Annotated in this window: 19 protein-coding genes; 7 read left to right on the top strand and 12 right to left on the bottom strand. The window is 66.0% G+C overall.

Annotated elements, in window-relative coordinates; all coding sequences use genetic code 11:
* Position 1: 1 nt before the first annotated feature.
* The 8 genes from murD to mraZ all read right to left on the bottom strand — a co-directional run bounded on the left by murD (position 2) and on the right by mraZ (position 9,618).
* Complete coding sequence (gene murD, locus LJ362_RS09975) at positions 2–1,522, bottom strand: UDP-N-acetylmuramoyl-L-alanine--D-glutamate ligase (protein WP_264798886.1); 1,521 nt, start codon at positions 1,520–1,522, stop codon at positions 2–4.
* On the bottom strand, positions 1,515–2,603 hold the full coding sequence (mraY, locus tag LJ362_RS09980) for a phospho-N-acetylmuramoyl-pentapeptide-transferase (protein ID WP_264798887.1): 1,089 nt from the start codon (positions 2,601–2,603) through the stop codon (positions 1,515–1,517). The genes murD and mraY overlap by 8 nt, the downstream gene beginning before the upstream one ends.
* Complete coding sequence (locus LJ362_RS09985; RefSeq protein ID WP_264798888.1) at positions 2,600–4,066, bottom strand: UDP-N-acetylmuramoyl-tripeptide--D-alanyl-D-alanine ligase; 1,467 nt, start codon at positions 4,064–4,066, stop codon at positions 2,600–2,602. Before LJ362_RS09985 ends, mraY begins: the two co-directional genes overlap by 4 nt.
* Before the next feature lies 1 nt (position 4,067).
* Positions 4,068–5,642, bottom strand: a complete 1,575-nt coding sequence (locus LJ362_RS09990) for a UDP-N-acetylmuramoyl-L-alanyl-D-glutamate--2,6-diaminopimelate ligase (protein WP_264798890.1) — start codon at positions 5,640–5,642, stop codon at positions 4,068–4,070.
* Entirely contained in the window at positions 5,639–7,420 is a 1,782-nt protein-coding gene (locus LJ362_RS09995; RefSeq protein ID WP_264798891.1) for a peptidoglycan D,D-transpeptidase FtsI family protein, read from the bottom strand. The genes LJ362_RS09990 and LJ362_RS09995 overlap by 4 nt, the downstream gene beginning before the upstream one ends.
* A gap of 75 nt (positions 7,421–7,495) precedes the next feature.
* A complete protein-coding gene (locus LJ362_RS10000) occupies positions 7,496–8,062 on the bottom strand; it encodes a hypothetical protein (protein WP_264798893.1) in 567 nt (188 codons plus the stop codon).
* On the bottom strand, positions 8,059–9,021 hold the full coding sequence (gene rsmH / locus LJ362_RS10005; protein WP_264798895.1) for a 16S rRNA (cytosine(1402)-N(4))-methyltransferase RsmH: 963 nt from the start codon (positions 9,019–9,021) through the stop codon (positions 8,059–8,061). Before rsmH ends, LJ362_RS10000 begins: the two co-directional genes overlap by 4 nt.
* A gap of 165 nt (positions 9,022–9,186) precedes the next feature.
* Complete coding sequence (gene mraZ / locus LJ362_RS10010; RefSeq protein WP_025777975.1) at positions 9,187–9,618, bottom strand: division/cell wall cluster transcriptional repressor MraZ; 432 nt, start codon at positions 9,616–9,618, stop codon at positions 9,187–9,189.
* Between the two features lie 458 nt (positions 9,619–10,076).
* Between mraZ and LJ362_RS10015 the strand changes: the two genes are divergently transcribed.
* From LJ362_RS10015 to LJ362_RS10025, 3 genes are read left to right on the top strand one after another with little or no spacing between them, the layout of a single operon-like run.
* A complete protein-coding gene (locus LJ362_RS10015; RefSeq protein WP_101546280.1) occupies positions 10,077–11,066 on the top strand; it encodes an AAA family ATPase in 990 nt (329 codons plus the stop codon).
* A 4-nt stretch (positions 11,067–11,070) separates the two neighbouring features.
* The gene (locus LJ362_RS10020; RefSeq protein ID WP_264798898.1) at positions 11,071–12,330 is read left to right on the top strand and encodes a DUF58 domain-containing protein; all 1,260 of its coding nucleotides are present in this window, start codon (positions 11,071–11,073) and stop codon (positions 12,328–12,330) included.
* Positions 12,327–14,858: a DUF3488 and transglutaminase-like domain-containing protein gene (locus LJ362_RS10025; RefSeq protein ID WP_264798900.1), complete on the top strand. Its 2,532-nt coding sequence runs from the start codon at positions 12,327–12,329 to the stop codon at positions 14,856–14,858. Before LJ362_RS10020 ends, LJ362_RS10025 begins: the two co-directional genes overlap by 4 nt.
* Before the next feature lie 123 nt (positions 14,859–14,981).
* On the opposite strand, the gene LJ362_RS10030 is transcribed toward LJ362_RS10025, so the two are convergent.
* The 3 genes from LJ362_RS10030 to dinB all read right to left on the bottom strand — a co-directional run bounded on the left by LJ362_RS10030 (position 14,982) and on the right by dinB (position 17,519).
* Positions 14,982–15,695, bottom strand: a complete 714-nt coding sequence (locus LJ362_RS10030) for a YdcF family protein (protein ID WP_264798901.1) — start codon at positions 15,693–15,695, stop codon at positions 14,982–14,984.
* A 49-nt stretch (positions 15,696–15,744) separates the two neighbouring features.
* Entirely contained in the window at positions 15,745–16,152 is a 408-nt protein-coding gene (locus LJ362_RS10035) for a DUF3040 domain-containing protein (RefSeq protein WP_264798902.1), read from the bottom strand.
* Positions 16,153–16,283: 131 nt separating this feature from the next.
* Entirely contained in the window at positions 16,284–17,519 is a 1,236-nt protein-coding gene (dinB, locus tag LJ362_RS10040; RefSeq protein ID WP_264798904.1) for a DNA polymerase IV, read from the bottom strand.
* Positions 17,520–17,579: 60 nt separating this feature from the next.
* Here dinB and LJ362_RS10045 point away from each other — a divergent pair, with 60 nt between their 5' ends.
* Both LJ362_RS10045 and LJ362_RS10050 read left to right on the top strand, forming a co-directional pair.
* Positions 17,580–18,125 carry a hypothetical protein gene (locus LJ362_RS10045; protein ID WP_264798905.1) on the top strand — a complete coding sequence of 182 codons (546 nt, stop codon included), beginning with the start codon at positions 17,580–17,582 and terminating at the stop codon, positions 18,123–18,125.
* Positions 18,122–19,444 carry a polyprenyl synthetase family protein gene (locus LJ362_RS10050; protein WP_264798907.1) on the top strand — a complete coding sequence of 441 codons (1,323 nt, stop codon included), beginning with the start codon at positions 18,122–18,124 and terminating at the stop codon, positions 19,442–19,444. The genes LJ362_RS10045 and LJ362_RS10050 overlap by 4 nt, the downstream gene beginning before the upstream one ends.
* A 90-nt stretch (positions 19,445–19,534) precedes the next feature.
* Here the strand turns inward: LJ362_RS10050 and LJ362_RS10055 are convergent, their stop codons facing one another.
* On the bottom strand, positions 19,535–19,885 hold the full coding sequence (locus tag LJ362_RS10055; protein WP_264798908.1) for an Rv2175c family DNA-binding protein: 351 nt from the start codon (positions 19,883–19,885) through the stop codon (positions 19,535–19,537).
* Between the two features lie 129 nt (positions 19,886–20,014).
* Between LJ362_RS10055 and LJ362_RS10060 the strand changes: the two genes are divergently transcribed.
* Positions 20,015–21,154: a LysM peptidoglycan-binding domain-containing protein gene (locus tag LJ362_RS10060; RefSeq protein WP_264798910.1), complete on the top strand. Its 1,140-nt coding sequence runs from the start codon at positions 20,015–20,017 to the stop codon at positions 21,152–21,154.
* The gene (locus LJ362_RS10065) at positions 21,151–23,406 is read left to right on the top strand and encodes a protein kinase domain-containing protein (protein WP_264798912.1); all 2,256 of its coding nucleotides are present in this window, start codon (positions 21,151–21,153) and stop codon (positions 23,404–23,406) included. Before LJ362_RS10060 ends, LJ362_RS10065 begins: the two co-directional genes overlap by 4 nt.
* Positions 23,407–23,538 lie beyond the last annotated feature (132 nt).

Here is a 23,538-nt window from a genome sequence, read left to right on the forward strand (position 1 = left end):
CTCAGTGCTCCAGGTGCGAGTTGACGGCCTCGGCGAAGAGTTCGCCGCGAGTGTTGTAGTTGAGGAACTGGTCCATGCTCGCAGCCGCCGGTGCCAGGAGAACGGTGTCTCCGGCTTCGGCCAACCGTGCGGCCTCGTCGACGGCGGCTGCGGCGACGGCCTCGCCGCGGCGCTTCGGGACTCCGGAGTCCACGGCCAGGGCGGGTTCGATCCGGACGACTTCGAGGTCGGGGATGGTCGCGGCGATGGCCTCTCGGTAGGCCGAATCGTCCGAGCCGATGAGCACGAGTGCCTTCAGCCGTTCGCGGTGGTCGGAGAACAGCGAGGTGAAGTCGGCGCCTTTGGGCAGTCCGCCGGCGATCCAGATGATCGAGTCGAAGGCGGCCAGAGAGGCATTCGCCGCGTGGGTGTTCGTCGCTTTGGAATCGTCGACCCAGCGGATGCCGTCCGCCTCGGCGACGGTGACCATACGGTGGGCGCCGAGCGAATGGTTCTGCAGTCCCGCGGCGATCGCCTGACCGGGCACGTCGATGGCCCGGGCCAGGCAGGCTGCGGCCAGAGCGTTGGCGACCTGGTGCGGGGCGGGCCGCGAACCCGCGACCCCGGAGGCCGTCGCCACGTCGTCGAGCGAGGCGAGTTCGGCGGCCGATGAGTAGCGCTGCGGAATGAAGGCTCGGTCGACCAGCAGGTCCTCGACGACACCGAGCTCGCCGGGGCGAGGCACACCGGTGGTGAAGCCGATGGCCTTGGCCCCTTCGATGACGTCGGCGTCCTCGACCATGTGCAGAGTCACCTCGTCGGCGCAGTTGTATACGCAGGCGAGCTGCGCATTGTGGAAGATCTTCGCTTTGTCTGCCGCATAGGCCTCGGCGCTGCCGTGCCAGTCGAGGTGATCAGGAGCGATGTTGAGCACGGCTGCGGCGTCGGCGCTCATCGACTCCTGCCAGTGCAGTTGGAAGCTCGAGAGTTCGATCGCGAGGACCTCGAGCCCGGGTTCGAGCACGGCTTCGAGCAGCGGGGTGCCGATATTGCCGCAGGCCTTGGCCTTGAGCCCGGCGGCCAGCAGCATCGATTCGAGCATCGTCGTGGTCGTCGTCTTGCCGTTGGTGCCGGTGATGGCGAGCCATTTGGCGTCGTTGGTGCCGCGGATCCGCCACGCGAGTTCGACTTCGCCGATGACCGGGATGCCGGCCTTCGCTGCGGCCGCGAGCACCGGCTGGTCCGGACGCCATCCGGGTGAGGTGACGACGAGGTCGAGTTCGCCCTCGGGCAGCGCTTCGACGTGTTCGGGACCCCGTCGGATGTCGACGTCGAAGACCTCGAGGATCTGCGCCTTCTCGCTCACATCGGCGGTGGCATCGCCGTCGATGACGATGACATCGGCTCCGCGTTCGCCGAGGTGGACGGCAGCGGGGAATCCCGTCACCCCGAGACCGGTGACGAGGATGCGCAGTCCTGCCAGGGATGAACTCGGCCCGTGCAGTGCGGCCGGGATCTCCTTGGTGGTCGGTTCATCAGCCAATGCGCGCCACCCAATCGGCGTAGAACAGGCAGATTCCGGCGATGACGAAGAGTGCCGCGATGATCCAGAACCTCACCACGATCGTCACTTCGGCCCAGCCCTTGAGTTCGAAGTGGTGCTGCAGGGGCGCCATGCGGAACACGCGTTTGCCGGTGGTCTTGAAGGAAGCGACCTGGATGATCACCGACAGGGTGATGATGACGAAGAGTCCGCCGAGGACGATGAGGAGCAGCTCGGTGCGCGACATGATCGCCAGTCCGGCGAAGGCACCGCCGATGGCCAGCGAACCGGTGTCGCCCATGAAGATCTTCGCCGGCGAGGTGTTGAACCACAGGAAGCCGAAGCAGGCCGCAGCCATGGCGCCGGCGACCATGGCGAGGTCGCGGGGGTCGCGCATGTAGTAGCAGGCGTTCGTGGCCTCGGACATGAGGTTGCAGTTCTGGGTCGACTGCCAGGTGCCGATGACGACATAGGCGGCGAACACGACCACCGAGGCGCCGGCGGCCAGTCCGTCGAGACCGTCGGTGAGGTTCACCGCGTTCGAGACGGCGGTGACGATGAGGTTCGCCCAGATGACGAACAGGATGAGGCCGAGGATCGCCGAGCCGAAGGCGAGATCGAGGTTCGTGTCGCGGATGAACGACACCTTCGTCGACGCCGGGGTCTCGCCGAAGGAGTTCGGGAACTGCAGCGCGAACACGGCGAACGAGATTCCGACGAAGGCCTGGCCGATGAGCTTCGGCATCGGGCGCAGACCCAGTGACCGCTGCTTCTTGATCTTGATGAAGTCGTCGAGGAATCCGACGACCGCCAGTCCCGCAGCCAGCCACAGCACGAGCAGGCCGGACGCCGTGGGCACGGAACCGGTGAACAGGTGTCCGAGCAGGTAGGCGAGCACTGCGGCGCCGATGATGACGACTCCGCCCATGGTCGGGGTTCCGCGCTTCGTCGCGTGCGAGGTCGGACCGTCGTCACGGACGAACTGGCCGTACCCCTTCTTGACGAGCACCCGGATGAACAGCGGGGTCCCGACGAGGGCGAAGATGAGAGCCAGGCAGGCTGCGAGCAGTACGGCAATCATTGGGCCCCCGATACTCCGGCGATTTCGTCTCCCAGGTAGCGCAGACCGGCGTCGCGGGAGGATTTGAACAGAACGATGTCGCCGGGAGCGAGTTCGGCGTTGAGCAAGTCCTTCGCCTCGGCCGCGGTGGCGACCCAGGCCGCCTCGTTGCCCCAGGAGCCTTCGAGGTTCGCGGCGTTGAAGATCGGCTTCGCGCCTTCTCCCACGACGATGGTGCGAGTGATGTTGAGGCGCACGACGAGTTCGCCGATGTCCGAGTGCGCGGACACCGATTCGGACCCGAGTTCGAGCATCTCGCCGAGCACGGCGAAGGTGCGTCGCGGGCTGGTCTCCTCATCACCGCGGCCCATCGAGGCCAGGGTCTTCAGCGAGGCCCGCATGGATTCGGGGTTCGCATTGTAGGCGTCGTTGAGCACGGTCACTCCCGAAGGCGAATCGATGAGCTCCATCCGCCAGCGGCTGGCCGCCGAGGAGGTCGACAGGGTGGTGACGATCGACCTGGCCGCGACGCCGCAGGCGTGCGCGATGGCGGCTGCCGCGAGAGCGTTGCCGACGTGGTGCTCGCCGATGAGTGCCAGACGCACATCGCGGGGCTCCTCACCGGGCAGGGTGAGGGTGAACGTCGGATGACCGGAGGAATCCGTGGACACCGAGGTGCCGCGCACGACGAGGTCGTCGCCGCCGACCCATTCGGGCAGGGACTCACGCTGTGAGAACCACAGGGTGGTGACATCTGGAGCGAGCACCTCGCGCATCGCCGACACGCGGGTGTCGTCGGCATTGAGCACGGCGGTGGATCCGGCTGTCAGGGACTCGACGAGTTCGGCCTTGGCCCGTGCGGTGTTCTCGATCGAACCGAAGACTCCGGAGTGGGCGGTGCCCACGGCCAGTTCGACCGCGATGTCGGGGCGGATGAGGCTCGTCAGATAGGCGAGGTTGCCGATCGACCGAGCCCCCATCTCGAGGACGAGGAAACGGGTGGATTCGACCGCCCGCAGAGCCGTCAGCGGGACTCCGACCTCGTTGTTGTAGGAGTTCGGCGGCCACACGGTCTCCGCCTCACCCGAGAGCAGATCCGCGGCGAGGTCCTTCACCGTGGTCTTGCCGACGGATCCGGTGATCGCGATGACAGTGAGTTCGCCATCTGTGCGCAGGCCTTCGATGCTGTGCTTGGCCAGCTGGCCGAGCGCTTCGGTGGCATCGGCGACGACGACGACCGGCAGAGGTTCGTCGTCGATGGTGGGGACGGATTCGCCGATGATCAGGGCCGCTCCCGCCTCGACGGCGGCGGCGGCGAATTCGATGCCGTCGAAGCTCTCGCCTCGGCGGGCGACGTAGATATCGCCGGGTCCGACTTCTCTCGAGTCGGTCACCACACCGGCGGTCAATGGGGTCTCGGGGTCGATGCCGTACAACTCGCCGCCCAGGGCGGTTGCGATTTCGGCTGCAGTCAGTCGCTTCATATCATCTGTGAACTTTACCTGGTTGTGCGCCGCCCAGTCGCATGGACAGCGCTGAGCGTGTCCTGGCCCGGTCGTCGAAATCGGTGACCGTGGTGCCCACGGTCTGGCCTGTCTCATGCCCCTTGCCCGCGATGAGCACGGTCGCCGAGGCGTCTGCTTCGGCAATCGCCTCATCGATGGCGGCACCGCGGTCGGGGACCTCGATGATCTTTTTCACACGGGCCCGTCCCGCATCCACCTCGGCGTCGATTCCCTGCCTGATAGCGTCCCGGATCGTGTCGGGATCCTCGGTGCGCGGATTGTCGTCGGTGAGAACGATCACATCGGCCTCACGCGCCGCTGCCTGGCCCATGCCGAAGCGTTTGCCGCGGTCGCGGTCGCCGCCGGCACCGAAGACGATGATGAGCTCATCGGAGTCGGCGTGGAGCGTCGCCAGCGCCTTCGCGATCGCGTCGGGGGTGTGCGAATAGTCGACGATGGCCCGCGGCAGGATCTCCGGGTGGGATTCGCCCAGCGCCCGCGGTCCGGAGACGTCGATGATCTCCATCCGTCCGGGCACCGTGGCCGCGAAGCTGCGACCGATCGCATCGATCTCTTCGGCACTGATGCCGGCCTCGATGAGCATCGAGGCCGCCAGGGCCGTATTCGTGACGTTGAAATCGCCCGGCAGCGGTGAGCGGAGTCTGATGCTCTCACCGGCGCCGAGGTGGAGCACGAAGTCCGCTTCGCCCGGAGTGTGTTCGATGCGCCACTGGCTGCGTTCGTCGCGTCCCAGAGTGCGCACGGGCACCTGCGCGGCCTCTGTCATCCGCTCGCCCCATTCGTCTTCGACGACGATGACGGCCTTGTCGGAGAATGTGCGGGTGAACAGTTGGGCCTTCGCCTCGAAGTACTCCTCCATCGTGTTGTGGAAGTCGAGGTGATCCTGGGACAGATTCGTGAACCCTGCCACGCTGAAGTGGGCCCCGTCGACGCGGTGCTGGCTGAGCGCGTGGGAGGAGACCTCCATCGCACAGGTGTCGACCTCGGCCGCACGCATCTTCGCAAACAGGGCGTGCAGTTCGGGGGCTTCCGGAGTCGTGCGCACGCTGGGCACCGTATCGCCGGCGATGAGGATGGCGACCGTGCCGATGACGGCGGTGCGATGGCCCAGTGCCGCGAGCATCCCGTCGGCCAGATAGGTCGTCGTCGTCTTCCCGTTCGTTCCCGTGACTCCGATGAGCTCCGGCACCGAGGTGGTCCCGTAGACGGCGGCGGAGACGAACCCGAGCACGGCGCGGGGTGCTTCGACGATGAGAGCTGTGACTCCGGCGAGCAGGTCCCGGTCCGCTTCGTCCGTGCTCAGCGCTTCGGTGATGAGCTGCCAGCCGGCGTCGTCGGTGAGGATGGCGTCGACCCCGCCGCGGATCAGCTCGGGGGCGAATTTCGCACCGTGGACGTTCGCTCCAGGCAGGGCAGCGTAGAGCTGACCCGGTGAGACCGCTCGCGAGTCGTGGGAGACTCCGGTGACCTCTGTGTCGGGGTCACCGTGGAGGGTGCCGGGTGCGATCGGCAGCAGCTGTGAAAAGCGCATCATTTCCATTCTCGAGCGGGCAGGTCGGGCTTCTGCGTCGACGGTGGGATCTTGAGATGCCGCATGGCGAAGCCCGCGACATCGGAGAAGACGGGGGCTGCGGCCTGTCCACCGTAGTAGCCGTTCCGAGGACGTTGCAATGTCACGGAGATCGCGAGTTCGGGATCTTCGGCGGGCAGGACGCCGACGAAGGAGGCGGTGTATCCGTCATAGCCTCCGCCCTCGGCTGCCGGTGCCTGCGCGGTGCCGGTCTTTCCGGCGACTCTGTAGCCGGAGACCTGGGCGGACTTTCCTGTGCCTTCGGCGACGACGCCTTCGAGCATCCGCAGGGTCTCGTCGGCAGCTTTCTTGCTGACGACGCGTTCCTTCTCTCCTGCGGGGGTGGAGATGGTGCGTCCGTTCGGGGAGATCATTCCGTCGACGAGGCGGGAAGGCACGTGGACTCCCCCGTTGGCGATGGTGGAGATGACATCGGTCGTCTGGATCGCGTTCGCGGCCACACCCTGACCGAACATCACGGTGTACTTCGTGCGTCCGTCCCACTCCTCGTACGGATGCAGGATGCCCGAGGTCTCGGCGGGGAAGTCGATTCCCGAGCTGGTGCCGAAGCCGAACTTCTTCATGTATTCGTAGCGCTGGGCCTCGGTGAGTTCCTTGCCCGCCAGCACGGTGCCGGTGTTCGAGGACTCGGCGAGGATTCCGGCGAAGGTGAGCTTCTCATCGGGGTGCTCGTGGGAGTCGCGGAACTCCTCGTCGTTCGGCGCCTTCCACTTGTCAGGGACGGTGAACTCCTGTTCGGGAGTGACGAGTCCCTTGTCGAGCAGCGCTGCGGCGGTGACCATCTTCGCGGTCGAACCGGGTTCGAACATGTCGGTGAAGATGCGCGATCCGCGGTCGGGGCCGTCGACCTTGCCCGGAGAGTTCGGGTCGACGGTGGGAGCATCCGCGGCGGTGATGATGCGTCCCGTCTTGATCTCCTTGATGACGATCGACGCGGATTCGGCTTCGTGCTTCTTCCTCTGCTCTTCGATCGCCTGCTGAGCGTAGTACTGCATCGCCGGGTCGATCGTCGTCTGCAGACCCTGGCCGTCGACGGCGTCCTTCATGTTGTTGTCGCCGAGCGGGATGATCTCTCCGCGTGCTCCGCGTTCGTACTGCTGCTGGCCGTCCTTGCCCGACAGCTGTTCGTCATAGGCCGATTCGAGACCGGCCTGGGCCGTGCCGTCGGAGCTGAGGAACCCGACGAGGTTGCCGGCGACGCCTCCGGCCGGGTACGAGCGCACCGAGTACTCCTCGGCGGAGATGCCGAGGACCTCGAGCTTCTTCACTGCACGCCAGGTCTCCGCGGTCAGCCCCTTGGCGACGGGGTTCCAGCGTTTGTCGCCGACGAGCTTCGGATAGAGCACACCGGGGTCGGTCTTCAGCGGCTTCGACAGCGCTTCGGCCGCGCCCCAGGCTCCGACGAGTTTGCCGTCGACTTCGTACTGGGCGACATTCTGCTGATCGACGACGAGCTGGTAGCGGGAGACGCTGTCGGCGAGCACGGTGCCGTCGGCAGCCAGGATCTGTCCGCGATCGGCAGGCAGAGTCCGGGTGACGAGTCGATTCGACAGCGCCTTCTCCGCCAGCTTCATCGAGTCCATACCCTGGATCGAGACGAGGCGGACGGAGGTGATGAGGAGGACGAGGACCGACACCGCGGCGATGAAGCCCATCCGCCAACGCAGATTGGGGCCACCGCCCTTGCGCTTCTTCTTCAGTCGGGTCTTGGCTGAGCCCATAGCTGGAGTCCTCGGTCCTTGGTGTGGTCGGCGAATGTTTCGGTCAGGCCGTTCCCTGGTCCCGGTGAGCTCGGACTACTTCGGCGCCTCCTGGCTGGGAGCCGCCACGTCCTGGCTCGGGCTGCCCCCGACGACCGGGAGCTTCTCATCCGATCGTAGATTGGGTCGGATGTCATCGCGTGTATCGGCGCGCGGGCCGGGCACGACTGTGGGCTCTTTCTCACCGCTGACGTCGATTCCGGGGGCGTCGATCATCTTCCCGGCCTCCGCGTCGAGGAATTCCGGTGAGGAATCACGGACGAGGCCGAGTTCTTCGGCGGCCAAGGCGATGTTCTGCGGGGACTCGCGGTACGAGTTGTCCTCGACGAGGCGGTCCTTCTGCTCGGCCAGGGCTTCCTTCTCGCTCGTCAGCTGGTCGACCTTGTAGGAGGTGTTGGCGACGAAGATATTGAGCAGCAGCACGGCCACGAGGGTGGCCAGCAGGATCCCCACGCACAGCATGGAGAAGGGCAGACGGGACTTCGGCAGTTCGAACTTGAGCAGCCGCAGCTTGGCTCCGCCCTGCTGACCACCGGCCTCTTCGAGCCGGCGGGAGCGTTCGGTGAAGTGGGGCTGACCCGCGGTCGCCTGGGAATTCCTCACGATCGTGCCTCCCTGGTCTTCTGCACTGCCCGCAGTCGGACGCTTGCCGCCCGCGGGTTGGTCTCTGCTTCTTGCTCATCAGCCATTTCGGCGCCCCGGATGATCTCGGTCAGCCAGGGCTGGTGCTCTTCGGGCACGACCGGCAGATCCGGCGGCGCCGAGGAGGTCGTGGCCGCTCGGAAGGTCTTCTTCACGATCGTGTCCTCCAATGACTGGTAGGACTCGATGACGGCCACTCCCCCGATGTGCAGCGCTTCCAGTGCCGCCGGCAGTGCGGTACGCAGCACCCCGAGCTCGTCGTTGACCTCGATGCGCAGGGCCTGAAAGGTGCGTTTGGCGGGATGCGACTTCTTTTTCGTCTGCGGGATCACTCGGGAGAGCATGGCCGCGAGCTGGTCCGAGGTCTCCCACGGGGTGTCGACTCGGTCGGTGACGATGATCTTCGCGATCTTGCCGGCCAGCTTCTCCTCTCCGTATTCGCGGAGGATGCGGCGCAGCTCGGATTCCGAGTAGGTGGCCAGCACTTTCTCCGCCGTGAGCTCTTGGGTGCGGTCCATGCGCATGTCCAGGGGCGCCGGCCGGGAGTAGGAGAATCCGCGTTCGTCCTCGTCGAGCTGCAGTGAGGACACTCCCAGGTCGAGCAGGATCGCACTGATCTCTGAGATGCCGAGGTCGTCGAGGACGTCGGGCAGCTCGTCGTCGACTGCGTGGACGATATCGATGCGGTCAGCGAAGCGAGCCAGGCGTTTCGTGGCGATGTCGATGGCCTGCAGATCACGGTCGATGCCGACGAGGTGGACATCGTCGAAGGCCGTGAGGACGGCTTCGGCGTGACCGCCCATTCCGAGTGTGCCGTCGACGACGACCGGGGTGAGTCCGGCCTCTCTGGCGGCTCCGACTCCGACGCCGATGAGTTCGACCACGCGCGTCAGGAGCACCGGTACGTGCTGAGCTGTCATTCGTGGGTCCTTCATACGAGGGTGGTCGGGGTTGCGCTGCTGGAGCCAGAACCTTGACCGCCGTGGCCCTGCCACCGGGGAAGTGTGTCAGGACGTCCGAGCTTCGGAAACGGGGAAGTTCCCCGAAACTCGAGCACGGCGGGCAAGGATCAAACCCGAGCAGAATCAGATCACTCCGGGGATCACCTCCTCCTCGCGTTCGGCGAAGGCCTGCTGAGCGCCGACGAGGTAGTCCTCCCAGGTCGGTGCATCCCAGATCTCGACCCGGTTGCCCATGCCGATCACTGCGACTTCCCGATCAAGTGATGCGTACTGCCGCAATATGTTCGGGACCGTGATGCGTCCCTGTTTGTCCGGTTGTTCCGCAGATGCCGCCGACAGGAACACACGCTGGTAATCGCGGGCTTCCTTATTCGTCTTCGGCGCATTCTGGATTCGCGCGTGCTCGGCTTCGAACTCCGTGGTGGGGAACAGGGTGAGGCAGTTCTCCTGGCCACGGGTCAGAACGAGTCCGGGCGACAGCTCCTCGCGGAACTTTGCGGGCAGGATGAGGCGACCTTTGTCGTCGAGCTTCTGCATATGAGTGCCCAAGAACATGTCGTCTCACCCCTTTCGAAACCCATCGGCTCCGATAGCAACCACAGTACTCCACTTCCCTCCACAGATTCCAGCTCTTCGCCCTATCGATGCTCCGGATCCATCGTTTTCCCAGGTCAGATAGGTGGAGGAAAGTGGGGAAAATTTCTCGAGAGCGCGTCGCGGGAGTGTCGGACGCGGGAAGAACGGCGGGCCCGCGAAGGCGGTGGGCCGCCTCGGCGAGGACGATGAGGACGGCACAGAAGCGCGAGAATCCGGGGATCACGGGCGAGACCCGCGCCGAGGTGGAGGCGAGTGGGGAGGAAAGTGGAGGGTCCGCGTGGAGGAAAGTGGGGAGAGTGGTGGGGAGTGGGGTGGGGCGCCTCGGGGAGGGCGTGGGAGTGGGGAGGAGAAGGCAGTGACGAAGCTGAAAGAAACTCGTGTGGCTGGGGTGCGGGCTTTAAGGGACAATGGAGGGTATGTCGACCAGCCAAGAAGGTACACAGACCAATTCCGTGATCGGCGCCGAACACATCGAGTGGGTGCAGAATCTGACCTCGCGGGCACGCACCGCGATGAACTCGGTGCTCGAGGGCAAGGATGAGGCCGTCGGGCTCTCGCTCATCGCACTGCTCGCCGGCGGACACGTCCTCCTCGAAGACGTCCCCGGCGTCGGCAAGACCCTGTTGGCCCGTGCCATGGGCAAGGTCGTCGACGGTTCCGTACGCCGCATCCAGTTCACTCCGGACCTGCTGCCCACCGACGTCGTGGGCGTGAACCTGTTCAACCAGGAGACTCGTCACTTCGAGTTCCGACAGGGACCGGTGTTCGCGAACATCGTCATCGCCGACGAGATCAACCGCGCGTCTCCGAAGACGCAGTCGGCGATGCTCGAGTGCATGGCGGAGGGCCAGGCGACGATCGACGGGCAGACCTATCCGATGCCCACGCCGTTCATCGTCGTCGCCACTCAGAACCCGATCGACATGGAGGGCACCTACGCTCTGCCCGAGGCCCAGCGCGACCGCTTCCTCACCCGCATCTCTCTGGGATATCCGGCAACGTCCGATGAGGTCGATCTGCTGGACAACCAGATCCAGAACGATCCCCTCGAGACCGCTGCCGCGGTGACGAACCTCGAACAGATCACTCAGGCCCGCACCATCGTCCGCCATGTCTCCGCGAGCAGGCAGCTGCGCGAGTACATCGTGGCGATCCTCCACGCCACCCGCAACGATCAGGCGATCCTGCTCGGCAGCTCCCCGCGCGGCGGCGTCCATCTGCTGCGGGCGGCGAAGGCTCGCGCGGCCCTGTCGGGTCGCACCTTCGTCACCCCCGACGATGTGCAGGCCCTGGCCCCGTACATCCTCGCCCACCGCATCATCCCCCGCGACGGAGACGACGCAGACCTGGCTGCCGACCTGATCGGTCGGGTGCTGTCTCGCGTGCCCGTCTCGGCGAACCAGTGACCGCATGCGACTGAGCACTTCGGGCATCATCTTCGTCCTGGCCGGGGCGGCCCTGATCATCACGGCCTACCGCTTCGCGCTGCCCGGCCTGCTGCCGGCCGGTCTGCTGCTGCTCGGCCTGGTCCTGCTCTCGGCGCTGCTCATCCTGTGGGGCACCCGTCGGGTGTCGATCGCGATGAGCACGAACCTCCACGAAGTGGCGCTGTCTCCTTCGGGAGACCGCTACCCGCTGGCCGCCGAAGGCAAAGAGGTCGAAGTCCAGGCGCGCGTGACCAATATCGGCCAGCTCGCGATTCCCGCCGCGACGATCGATTTCACTCCGGCCGAGGGATTCGGCGACTCCACCTCCGGTGATGTTCCGGCTCTGGCCCACGGGGCATCGCAGACAGTGCTGACGTCGTTCACCCCCAATCGCCGCGGTGTCTCCGGAATCGACTCGGTCCTCATCACCGTGTTCGGCCCCTTCGGCCTGGTGAAGATGAAGAAGAAGGTCCACGGGGCCTTCCCCGTGGCCGTATCCGTGCCGATCCTGCCCGCGCGCATCCCGCAGGATTCGTCGATCCGGCCCGCCCGCCTCGACGACGGGAAGGTCCGCACCGGTCATACCACTCGGGACTTCCACACACGTGAGTACGTGCCCGGCGATGACCTCCGGCACGTGCATTGGCCTTCGACGGCGAAGTCCGGCGAGCTCATGGTCCGACACGAAGCCGATGAGGAGACGCTCCATTCGCTCATCCTCATCGACCTCGTCGCCGATGAGGGCGCCGAGGAGCCGAGTGATCTCGAGATCGAGTTCCTGCTGGCCGCGGCGACCGCGGCCGGAACCGCGTTCCTCAAGGCCGACTACGAGGTCAACGTCGTCGCTCCCGGACACCAGATCAGATTCAAAGGAGCCCGCGAGATCGACAAGCTGCGTCTGCTCTCCGCCCTTGTGCGCCCGGGCCGGGTCGAACTGCCCTCGCACGACAACCCCAACCACATCGTCATCTGCTCCGTCGGCGATCAGCGCGGGCAGGAACTCGCCTCGCACTTCTCCCGCCGCGTGCCGGTGACTCTGCGCACCCTCAGCGAGATCGACGATCTGACGATGCTCGGTCTCAGCGAGGACCTGCCGGAGTCGTGGACGACGTTCGAGTCCAAGCGCTCTCGCAGCGGCACCGGACGGACCTCGGCCGAGCCCGGACCGGGAACTGCCGGCGCCGGCAGCGCGTCCGCGGCCCCGGGTGGCGCGAGCTCGACTCCGCAGGGGGTGCGCCGATGAGTCTGAATACTCCTGACACACGTCCGCGCGGAGCCGATTCCGAGTCTGCGGCGAACGACTATTCGGCACCCGTGTCGACGGGCGATGAGCGTCCCAGCACGGGTTGGCTCGAGGCGATCGTCGTCTTCGTCGCCATGGCCCTGACCGTTGTCGCCGTATCGGCGGTCTTCAAGGACTTCGCCTGGGTCTCGCCCGTCCTGGTCGCCGTCGCCGTCGTCGTCATCGTCGGCGCCGTGTTCCGCACCGTTCCGGCACTGCGCTCGACCGGAACCGCGGTCATCGCCCAGTGTGTGGCCGGTCTCATCGCGGTCTTCATCGTCTGTGCCGGGGATTCGCTGCTGCTCGGGTTCATCCCGACCGGTGAGTCCTTCGGAACGGTGATCGATCTGCCCTCCGAGGGGGTCAGCGACCTCTACGCGACCGCTCCCCCGGCGGCGAGCACACCGGGCTTCATCGCGATGCTCACGATCGCCTTCACCCTCATCACGATCCTCATCGACGGCCTCGTCTCGGATCTGCGGGCGCCGAAGGTCGGCGGTGTGCTGCTGCTGGTGCTGTGGATGATCCCCGTCTACTTCGCCGCGCAGGAGGTGAAGTGGTGGCACATCGTCGCGATCCTCGCGGCGTTCCTGCTGCTCATGCTCAGCCCCTATCTGCCCGCGACCCGGTGGCGCGGAGGCATGACGGCGATCCTCGCCGGAGCTCTGGCTCTGGCGATCGGCATCGGCCTGCCCATTCTGCTGCCCCCGGTGCCCACCCTGCCCGACCGGGCGTCGAAGGGCCAGGGCGACCTGACGGTGACGAACCCATTCCTCAACCTGCGCCAGAACCTCGGTGACCGGGATGACACGACGCTGTTCAGCTACCAGACGACGGACGAGGACGCGGATCCGATCCGGTTGACCTCGATCGACGACTTCGACGGTGAGAACTGGGCACCGAGCCCGTTCAGCCTCGATCCGTTCGCGATCGCCGCCGACGGAATGCCATGGCCCGCGGGGATGCCGCGGGACAAGAACTTCAAGGAGCAGACGATCAGCGTCGCCGTCGGCGACAACTACGACCAGCAGTACCTGCCGTCTCCGTATGCTCCGCAGCAGCCGAAGGATCTGAGTCGTCGGTGGATCTTCGACGAGAAGACCCTGACGGTCGTCGGCAACGGTGAGAAGACCGGTGGACTGCAGTATTCGATGGACTATCTGTCCCCGAATCCCGACGTCGAGGATCTGCAGTCGGCGACTCCGGTGTCCGAGAGCGACTTCGAGACCGAACTCGCCGTCCCCGATTCCCTGCCGACCAGCGTGAAGGAGACCGCAGAGCGGGTCACCGCCGATGCGGATAACCAGTGGGAGGCCGCAGTCATGCTGCAGGCGTACTTCCGCGGCGGCGACTTCGAGTATTCGCTCGATGCCCCCGAACGGGCCAGCGGCGACGCGATCTCGGACTTCCTGGCCGATAAGCAGGGCTACTGCGTCCAGTTCTCCTCGGCCATGACGATCATGGCCCGGACGATGGGAATTCCGGCCCGCATCGGCGTCGGATACGCCGGCGGGGACGAAGCCGAGAACGGCATCGACGTGAGCATGCAGGATTCGCATGCCTGGCCGGAACTCTACTTCGAAGGTGCCGGTTGGGTCCGCTTCGAACCCACCCCCGGCGGTCCCGCCGGCGATCCGCCGAAGTGGACCCTCGCCGATGGCGCCGACCAGCAGGAGGAGGGCGACGAGTCGGAGTCTGCGAGCCCGAGCGAAGAGCCGACCGAATCTGCTTCGCCGACCGGTGGCTCCGAGGAACCCACCGAGGAGGGGACGAGCACTCAGGCCGCAGAGCCGGTTGGTTCGAACTTCGGCACTGTCTTCGGCATCGCAGCCATCGTGCTCGTCCTGCTGCTGCTCGCCGCACTGCCCGCGATCTGGCGTTCGATCCTGCGCTCGCGCCGGACGAAGGATCCGCAGAACCTCGAGGCAGTGTGGACAGAGGTCCGTGCTCTGGCCACCGACTACGGGCAGAGCTTGGATTCGAGCCGGACCCTGCGCTTCAACGAGCTCGTGCTCGCCGGTGCCGTCCCAGCGGCCGGAGCTGCCGGTGCCGCCGGCGGTGGTGGCACCGAGGCTGCGGATGCCGCGAGCTCGACCGATGCGGATGCTGGCCCCACGGCACCGGAGATCGATGCGGACACCGGCGAACCGATCCGAAAGTCCGCCGCCGAGGCGGCTGCCGGTTCCGGTGCCGCCGGTGAGAATGCAGCCGGTTCCTCGACGTTCGATCGTTCGGACGAACGGTTGCGGCGCTTGAGCAGTCCGGCCCCGTCACGTCCGTCCGAGTCGGGTCGTGATGACTCTGCGCTCGGAGCGTTCGTCGATGCCCTCGAAGCTCAGCGCTACGGTGCCGCTCCCGAGTCGCTCGATGACTCGGAGGTAAGTGCGCTCGTCGACGAGGTGAGGACGGACCTGTCGGAGAGGGCCACGCCGGGCAGTCGGATCTCTGCGAAGATCTGGCCGGCCAGCCTGTTCAATCGTCCGAAATGACGAGGAGCTGACGATCCAGGCCGGTACCTGACGGTCCTGATCGATGTGCGAAGAGGCGGTCCTGCGGGGCCGCCTCTTCGCTGTCTCGCAGAGTCTGGGCGCTCAGTGCGAGAGTCTGGGACCTCAGCGCCCTGCCGCGCGTTTCGAGTCCTCTCGATCGAGTGCACGCAGGGCGAGCAGGCCGCGCACGGCGGCGATGGGCTTCACCAGCGGCTGTTCACCGAATCGGTAGTCTCCCCCGCGGACCAACCGCCTGGCCAGGTCCGGGCGCATCTGCCACAGGTGGTCACGGGCTTTCTCGGCATGGTGGGAGTTCGAGACGATGCTGATCGTCGTGGCCGGGGTGAGCTCGCGATCGATGATGGGGATCGCGTTGGCTATGTTCTCCCACGTCGTTGTGCTCTGCTCCTCCAGCACAGCTCGGCCGGTGTAGCCGAGTTCGTCCCGGGCGAAGCGTTCGAGGATGAGGGCCTCCGGTGTTCGTCCTGTGACGGCGCCTCCGCAGAAGATGAGGAGAGTCGACCGGGCTGCCGGAACGATCGACCGCAGACCCGCGCGGACCCGGAACCGGTTGATTCCGTTCGGTCGCTGACCGCGGTTGGCATATCCGAGGACGATGATGATCTGGTCGCTGTCGGCTGTGGTCTCGTCTCTGCCTGCCGCGGTCAGGGCCCGAACGCCTGGAATCGACCGTCGATCGCTCCGTGGTCGCCGGCCACCAGAGGCATCACAGGCTCCCAGCCGACGGCGGCTCGATCGCCAGTGCGCTGCCTCGGCGAAGGCGGAGCCGCCGGCAAAGACAGCAAGGGCAGAACCGGCGAGTACGCGGACCGGCATTGAAAAAGGCACCCTCATGTCGAGAGTGCCTTGATCGCAGAGAGCAGGATCATTCGCCGCGCTGGCGCTTCTCCCACCGGTCTTCCATTCGGCTCATGAATCCGGAGTTGCCCTTGGACTCGGTCTTCGCTCCGGAGGTCCGGGAGTCCGTCTGAGTGGTGTGCACATGGCCGGGACGGCTGAACGCCCAGTACATTCCGGTGACCATGAGGCCGAAGCCGACGACGCCGAGGGCGATCCACCAGGCGGAGTTGGAGACGAGCGAGATCGCGAGGATCGTCGCGGCCAGTCCGGCGAGAGCGATGAGGATGCCGAGGACGAAGCGCTTGGCGGAGAACCCGGGCCCCGTGGCCGCGGCCTGGGTTTCCGAGATATTCCGGGCAAAACGAGGGTCTTCACTGCGCAGCTGCTTCTCCAGTTGATCCAACAGCTGCTGTTCGTGATCGGAGAGTGGCATCTCGAACCCCCGTTTCGCTACTCAAGTCTTTCCCACAATCATAGTCTCTGAGGCTTGAAAAAACATCTCCGGGGGCCGTCAGGAGCAGGATTCCCACGGGGTCTTCAGACTGTGCTCCCGCTCACCCGGTCTCAGGCCTCGGGACGCTTGCGCAGAAGTGAGGCCTGAGAGATCGCTTCGCTGCCGAATCGCCGCCTCACCTCGTCGAGGGCGACCTCGGCTTCACGTCCGGAATGAACTGGTTCGTCCAAGGTGGCCTGCCGCCCGGTGACGGCGAAATCGCTGAGGCCGGCGGCGCGGACGCCGAGCAGCCTGACTCCCTGGGGACGCTGCTCACGCAGCTTGCGCAGGGCCGGCCGCAGCGCCTCGTACATCTCCCGGGCCAGATCAGTCGGTGCCGACAGAGTCACAGACCTCGACAGAGTCGTGAAATCGCCGAGGCGGTACTTCAGTCCGAGGCTTGTGACGACCTTTCCCTCCGCACGGACTCGGTAGGCTACCTTGTCGGCGAGGCGCAGCAGTTCGTGCTCGAGCACGGCGATGTCCCAGATGTCCTCGCCGAAGGTGTTCTCCGCACTGATCGAGTGCTCCTTGGCCTGGTGGTCGAAACCGGACGAGTCCTGACCGTGGGCAGCTCGCCACAGCTGATGGCCGTGCGCACCGAAGACACGTGCGGCCCAATCCTCGTCGACTGCGGCGAGGTCGCCGATGAGGCGGATTCCGTAGCGGAAGAACCCCTCCTGAGTCTTCTCCCCCACGCCGGGCAGCGCTTCGATCGGCATCGGGTCGAGGAACTCCTGGGTCGCGGCCGCGGGCACGAGCAGCTGACCGTTCGGCTTCGCCCTGGTCGAGGCGAGTTTGGCCACGACGCGGCTGACGGCGATGCCGACCGAGGCGCTCAGACCGGTGCGCTCCTGGATCTGGGCGCGCAGCTGCGTGGTGATCTCCACCGGAGAGCCGAGCCGGCGCACGGCTCCGGAGACGTCGATATAGGCTTCGTCGACGCTGACCTGCCGCACATCGGGGGTCACCCTGGCGACGAGATCGAAGACTTGGCGGGAGTACGAGGAATACAAGCCGTGGGACGGCGGGATCACCTCGGCGACGGGGCACAGGTTCATGGCCCGCGACATCGGCATCGCCGCATGCACACCGAACTCGCGGGCTTCATAGCTGGCCGAGACGACGACTCCGCGTCCGCTGCGTCCGCCGACAATGACCGGGCGGCCGACGAGGTGCGGGCGGCTGAGCAGCTCGACGGAGACGAAGAACGAGTCCATGTCGAGGTGGAGCATGGTGGCACCGGTGTCGTCCGTGCCCAGACGGCTCAGATCACCTCCGGATCGCGCCAGCTGCTTCCGACTCATCGCCTGCCCCTCGCCTTCGTTCCTTTCGGCTCCGCCGAACAGTCCAGGTACTCTTGAAGCATGGTATCGCGCACCGCTGTCATAACACTGCCCATCGTTGCCGCGTTCGCTCTCGCGGGCTGCTCGGGAAACGGTGGAGACAAGGCCGAATCGACCCCTTCGGCTTCTCAGGAGGCCTCGGCTTCCGCGTCCCCGTCCGAGGACCAGACCGCCTCGTCCGAAGCATCGACCGAGGCCACGGGCTCGGACCCCGACACATCGAACGATGTGAAGGATCTGCCCGAATACATCAAGGCGTACCCGGATTCCGAGGTGCTCTCGGCTTCGATCGTCAAGGCTCACAACGACAAGGACAAGAAGCTGCCCGAGCAGGTCAGTCTCGTCGTCACGGCGAAGGCCGATGCCAAGGACATCTTCGAGTTCTACGAGAAGGAGCTCGGCAAGGCGGACTTCGAACGCCTCGGCGATGAGGTGAAGACGAAGAGCGCCCGCGTGGTCAACTTCAAGCACAAGGACAATGACAGCGTCCTCGTCGTCACGGTCGCCGAGGATTCGGAGGACAAAGCGAATTCGATCGTGTCCGTCGGCGGAAACATCAGTTCATGACCTCGCGCAGATCAAGGTTGACCGGCGACTCCCCTGAGTCCGCCCCGTCCGACTCCCCTGAGTCCGCCCCGTCCACCGCGCCCGCCTCGTCCGACGCTCCCAGCTCGGCCGACGCCTTTCCCATCCTCGTCGAGTCCCTCGACTCTCCCGAGTCCATAGCCGCTGAGGTGTCCGCCCAGCTGGAGGCCTTCCTCGCTGAGAAGGCTGCCGAATTCGAGGCTATCTCACCCGATGCGACAGCGATCGGCGATGCGCTCATCGAGTTCACCCGCGGCGGCAAGAGGGTCCGTCCCGTCCTGCTGTGGTGGGGCTTCCAGCTCGCTGGCGGTGACCTCCGCGCCGGCGTGGCAGGCGGGACCGCAGCCGACCGGGCAACCGGCTCTGCAGCCGACGTCACCGTCGGTCTGGCTCAGGCAGCCGGTTCGCTCGAGCTGCTCCACGCCGCCGCGCTCATCCATGATGATGTCATCGACAATTCGGACACCCGTCGCGGCCGTCCGGCCCTGCACCGACAGTTCGAGGCCCGACACCAACGCTTCGGCTTCCATGGCGACGGCGCGTCCTTCGGCGTCTCCGCCTCCATCGTCATCGGCGATATCTGCCTGGCGCTGAGCGAGGAGCTCTTCGAACGTTCCCAGGAGACCCTGGGCAACGGCCGCACGGCCCTCGAACTGCGGGGAACCGTGCGCCGCGATGTCATGGTCGGCCAGTACCTCGACGTGCTCGCCGAGGTCATACCTCTTGGCGACGACCGGATCGCCGACCGCGCATGGGAGGTGCTCAGCTATAAGTCCGCGAAGTATTCGGTCGAACAGCCGCTCCTCCTCGGCGCGGCCCTGGCTGGTGCGGACTCCGAACAGCTGCAGGAGATCTCCGCTTTCGGCCTTCCGCTCGGACAGGCGTTCCAGCTGCGCGACGATGTGCTCGGCATCGCCGGTGACCCCGCGGCCACCGGCAAACCCGCCGGCGACGATATCCGCGAGGGCAAGCGGACCGTGCTCATCGCCGAGACCGCGGCCCGGATCTCGGCGGATCAGCTCGAGATCCTCGCCGCACGATTGGGCGATCCGGATCTCAGCGACACCGAGGTGGCCGATTGCGTTGACATGATCACGGACTCGGGCGGACTCGCCGCCGTCGAATCCTTCATCGCGGACAAGCATGCCCACGCAGCGACGATCGTCGATACGTGGGCAGAAGGTGCCGCAGGTGCAGCATCAGCGGAACGGTCGGCCGCCTCGGCGCAGGTGCGCATCGGGTCGGCCGCGCAGGAGCGGCTCAAGGGATTCGCGAAAGCCCTGAGCTACCGCTCCAGCTGAATCCGTCAGACCGCTTCAGGCGTACCCGACGGATCAGTTCGCTCACGGCGCTTACGGCTGAAAGCGCTCACTCTGCGCGGGAAGCCCAGATCAGAACGCGAGGGCCTGAGCGCGGCGACGCACTTCCTTCTTGTTGCCGGCGCGAAGCAGGTCGATGGGTCGGCCGGGCAGGGACTCGTCGTGAGTGAAGAGCCACACGATGGCTTCTTCGTAGTCGAATCCGGCGTCATAGAGGGTGTGCAGGGTGCCCTTGAGCGGTTTGACGACCTCGCCGTCGACGAAGAAGGCCAACGGAACCCGCAGAACCTTCGGATTGCCGATCTTGATTCCGCAGATGGCGCCGTCTTCGAGCAGCCTCCGCACTTGGGAGATGCCGAGCCCGGTGAGCTCTGCGATGTCGGGCAGCGGGGCCCAGTCCTGGACGAGTTCTTCGGTATTCACGCCCTCAAGCGTAGCAATATTCGGCAGAAACACCCCGCCATGCGGTGCCGAATGCTCGGGTCGAGCCCGCCTACTCGTTAGGCTGGAGACCGTAGCTTCCCCACTCGACATGAAGTCAACAGGTGACAGATGACACGACCGCGACGGCACAGGCCCGTCACCGCCGCTCCTGACATCCGCGCCGCATCGAAGGTGAATTCGACCGGTCCGATCCCAGGAGCCGAACGGGTCGACCCCGAAAACGACTCCCCCACCGAGATGGCTCCCACCATCGAATCCCCCGACGATCAGTCCGATGACGCCGTCGAGTACACATCCGACCGTCGCTCCGCTGACGAAGACGCAGCCACCTCGAGCACCGGTCCGCAGTGGATCTCGGGCACCGCGAGTGCCACCGTTCCCGTCACCCACGGCGGCCGCACGTACAAGGTCAAGCAGGGCGACACCCTCTATGGTGTGGCCAGCAAGCACGGCGTCTCCGTGCCTGCGCTGGCAGAACTCAACCGCATCTCGCCGCGCCAGAACCTCCACCAGGGTCAGGTCCTGTCCCTGCCGGAGAAGAACGATCTACCCGATGACGATCCCTCACACGTCGTCGCGCCCGGTGAGACCCTGCAGGGAATCGCGGCGCGGCATGGAATCTCGCCGGCGACCCTGCGGCAGGCCAACGCCATGGGCGATGACTCGTTCATCATGGTCGGCGAACTCCTCCTGCTGCGTCCGTCGAAGGCCCGCCCGCGTCGCACAGCCCCCGAAGCGCCACGTGACATCCCCCGCGTCGCCGCCAGCGCGCAGGTCGAGGGCATCCGCCCCTCGGTGCTCCACGCGGCGCGACTGAACAAATACACCCTGCTGCACCGCCGCCATCCGGCCCCGGCTCAGGCGAAGCTGCTCGTCGCCTCACTGGCTGTCGAACTCGGCGCAGATCCCGCCCTCATGCAGGCCGTCGCCGCCGCGGAATCCGGATTCCAGCACACGACGGTCTCGGCCGGCAACGCGATCGGAATCATGCAGGTCACTCCCCGATCCGGTCGCTGGGCGTCCGATATCGTCGGTCGCGGACTCGACCTGCTCGACATCGAAGACAATATCGTCGCTGGCACTGTCATCCTCGGCTGGCTCATCGAAACCGCCGAATCGGACAACGAAGCCATCGCCGGCTACTACCAGGACCTGCGCTCGGTTCGCGTCGACGGGCTTCTGCCGGAGACGAAGGCCTTCGTCCGCGCCGTCCAGCTGCAGCGTGCGCGTTCGGAGGAGGCCCTGTGACCGCGCGCCGAGACCCCCTCATCGGCACGGTGCTCAATGACCGCTACCGCATCGATGCCAAGATCGCCCGCGGCGGTATGGCCATGGTCTACCGCGGCACGGACCTGCGACTCGACCGAGAGATCGCGATCAAGGTCATGCACGAGCACCTCATCTCCGATGACACCTTCGTCGAACGCTTCCGTCGGGAGGCCATCAACGCCGGTCGGCTCACCCACCCGAACCTCGTGGCCATCCACGATCAGGCGCGCGACGGCGACATCGTCTACCTCGTCATGGAATACCTGCCGTCGGTGACGCTGCGCCGCGAGCTCAAGCACCGCGGAACCTTCACGCCCAGACAGGCGATCGTCGTCCTCGATGCGATCCTCGCCGCGCTCGAGGCCGTGCACTCGACCGGGATCATCCACCGGGATCTCAAACCCGACAATGTGCTGCTGGGCACCGACGGTCAGGTCAAGCTCGCCGACTTCGGACTGGCCCGTGCCGTGACCACGGCGACGACGACCAAGACCCTCATCGGCACGGTCGGCTATGTTGCACCCGAGCTCGTCACCCGAGCCGGAGCCGATGCCCGCACCGATCTGTACACGGTCGGCATCATGTTCTACGAGATGCTCACCGGTGCTCAGCCGTATACCGACGACGTACCGATCCAGGTCGCGTACCGTCACGTCCACGACACGGTTCCGCCGCCGTCGGACGTCGTCACCCGCCTGAGTCCGCGCTTGGACGCACTCGTGCTGTGGGCGACGTCGAAGGACCCCGAAGACCGCCCTGCCGATGCCGCCGAATTCCGTCTGGCCCTGGCCGAAGCACGTGCGGAGATGTCCGAGGCCGATCTCGACCTCGGAGATCCGCAGATCGCCACCGGTGAGCACTCCCCCGCGCTCACCGCGAGCATCGACCTCGGCGAAGAGGTGCCGAAGGAGAAGCGCTCCCGCACCGACGAGATCCCGTATCTCGAAGGCGAAGAGGACGACACCGAGGCGGACACCCGTGCGGCCGGTCCCGACAATGCCGATGACGACGAGTCCTCCGCCGAGGAGGCTTCCCACGACGATGCCGACGGGGTCGACGGCACCGAGTCGGACGACTCTGATCCTGACGATGACGCCGACTCCGATGACTCAGGTCGTGGCGATCACGACCACGCGGACGGTGCTGACGGCGCGGCCGCCGTCGCTGCGGCCGGAGTCGGAGTAGCCGGTGCCGCGGTTGCCGGTGCCGGTGCCGCCTCGGAATCCCCCGACGCAGACACGACAAGCGCCGATTCCGCAGGCGCTGCCGACGCCGCTGCAGACTCGGACGCTTCGGACGACTCCTCTGACCGAGCGGACGCCGACGACGAACCGGAGTCGCAGCATTCGGATTCCGACCGCAACGATAAGGCCGCGGTCGTCGCCGGCTCCGCCGCAGCCTCGGCGGTGGCCTCTCCCGCCCGACGTCGCCGACGTCGCGTCCTCACGGGACTCGTCGCCGTGGTCGCCGTCCTCGCTCTGGTCGCCTGGTTCGTGGTGGCGAACCTGCCCACACCGAAATCCATCGTCCCCGGTGAGTTGGCCGGCAAGCCCGTCGGGGAAGTCACCTCGCAGCTGGAGGACAACGACCTCAACGCCGAGCCCAAAGAGGTCTTCGACGACAAGGTTCCCGCCGGGACTGTCATCGGCACCGAACCCGTCAGTGGTGCGGAGCTGGCCCCCGACTCTTCCGTCACCGTCGTCGTGTCCAAGGGAGAAGAGAAGTTCGCGGTCCCGAAACTCGAAGGAACGAGCCGCGCCGAAGCTGAAGCTGCGCTGAAGAAGGTCAACCTCAAGGTCGGCAAGGTCGAAGAGAAGTACAGCGACACTGTCACCAAGGACACCGTCATCTCGGCATCGCAGAAGGCAGGGACGAAACTGTCGAAAGGCGAGAAGATCGACCTCGTCGTGTCCAAAGGCGTCGCGCCGATCCCGGTTCCCAACGTCGAGGGGCTGACCTTCGACGCCGCCTATGCGACCCTGGCCAAGCGTGGATTCCGCGTCGGCAAGGACGAGGTGTTCTCCGACGACGTCCCCAAGGGCAAGGTCGTCTCGCAGTTCCCGAAGAGCACCGAGGCTAAGCCCGCGAACTCGCTCATCATCGTCCGCGTGTCCAAGGGCAAGGAGAAGAAGGAAGACTCCGGCTCGAAGGAAGACAAGAAAGACGAGAAGGACGACTCCAAGGACAAGAAGTCTGACGACGATAAAAAGGACGACGACAAAGACAATTAGGACTCGCCCATCAGCCACGTTGGTCGGTCAGGCACCACTGTCGGTCGGGCACCAGGGTCGGTCAGGCGAAGGTGTTCCCGTCGGTCAGACGACAGAGCCGGGGGCTCCGCAGAATCTTCTGCGGAGCCCCCG

Origin of the sequence: Brevibacterium sp. JSBI002 (genome assembly GCF_026013965.1) — a bacterium.
Lineage (GTDB): Bacteria > Actinomycetota > Actinomycetes > Actinomycetales > Brevibacteriaceae > Brevibacterium.

Bases quoted from the DNA above. Each gene is read 5' to 3' on its own strand.
- mraY (WP_264798887.1), bottom strand. From the start codon at position 2,603: ATGATTGCCGTACTGCTCGCAGCCTGCCTGGCTCTCATCTTCGCCCTC.
- LJ362_RS09985 (WP_264798888.1), bottom strand. From the start codon at position 4,066: ATGAAGCGACTGACTGCAGCCGAAATCGCAACCGCCCTGGGCGGCGAG.
- LJ362_RS09990 (WP_264798890.1), bottom strand. From the start codon at position 5,642: ATGATGCGCTTTTCACAGCTGCTGCCGATCGCACCCGGCACCCTCCAC.
- LJ362_RS09995 (WP_264798891.1), bottom strand. From the start codon at position 7,420: ATGGGCTCAGCCAAGACCCGACTGAAGAAGAAGCGCAAGGGCGGTGGC.
- rsmH (WP_264798895.1), bottom strand. From the start codon at position 9,021: ATGACAGCTCAGCACGTACCGGTGCTCCTGACGCGCGTGGTCGAACTC.
- mraZ (WP_025777975.1), bottom strand. From the start codon at position 9,618: ATGTTCTTGGGCACTCATATGCAGAAGCTCGACGACAAAGGTCGCCTC.
- LJ362_RS10015 (WP_101546280.1), top strand. From the start codon at position 10,077: ATGTCGACCAGCCAAGAAGGTACACAGACCAATTCCGTGATCGGCGCC.
- LJ362_RS10020 (WP_264798898.1), top strand. From the start codon at position 11,071: ATGCGACTGAGCACTTCGGGCATCATCTTCGTCCTGGCCGGGGCGGCC.
- LJ362_RS10025 (WP_264798900.1), top strand. From the start codon at position 12,327: ATGAGTCTGAATACTCCTGACACACGTCCGCGCGGAGCCGATTCCGAG.
- LJ362_RS10030 (WP_264798901.1), bottom strand. From the start codon at position 15,695: ATGCCGGTCCGCGTACTCGCCGGTTCTGCCCTTGCTGTCTTTGCCGGC.
- LJ362_RS10035 (WP_264798902.1), bottom strand. From the start codon at position 16,152: ATGCCACTCTCCGATCACGAACAGCAGCTGTTGGATCAACTGGAGAAG.
- dinB (WP_264798904.1), bottom strand. From the start codon at position 17,519: ATGAGTCGGAAGCAGCTGGCGCGATCCGGAGGTGATCTGAGCCGTCTG.
- LJ362_RS10045 (WP_264798905.1), top strand. From the start codon at position 17,580: ATGGTATCGCGCACCGCTGTCATAACACTGCCCATCGTTGCCGCGTTC.
- LJ362_RS10050 (WP_264798907.1), top strand. From the start codon at position 18,122: ATGACCTCGCGCAGATCAAGGTTGACCGGCGACTCCCCTGAGTCCGCC.
- LJ362_RS10060 (WP_264798910.1), top strand. From the start codon at position 20,015: ATGACACGACCGCGACGGCACAGGCCCGTCACCGCCGCTCCTGACATC.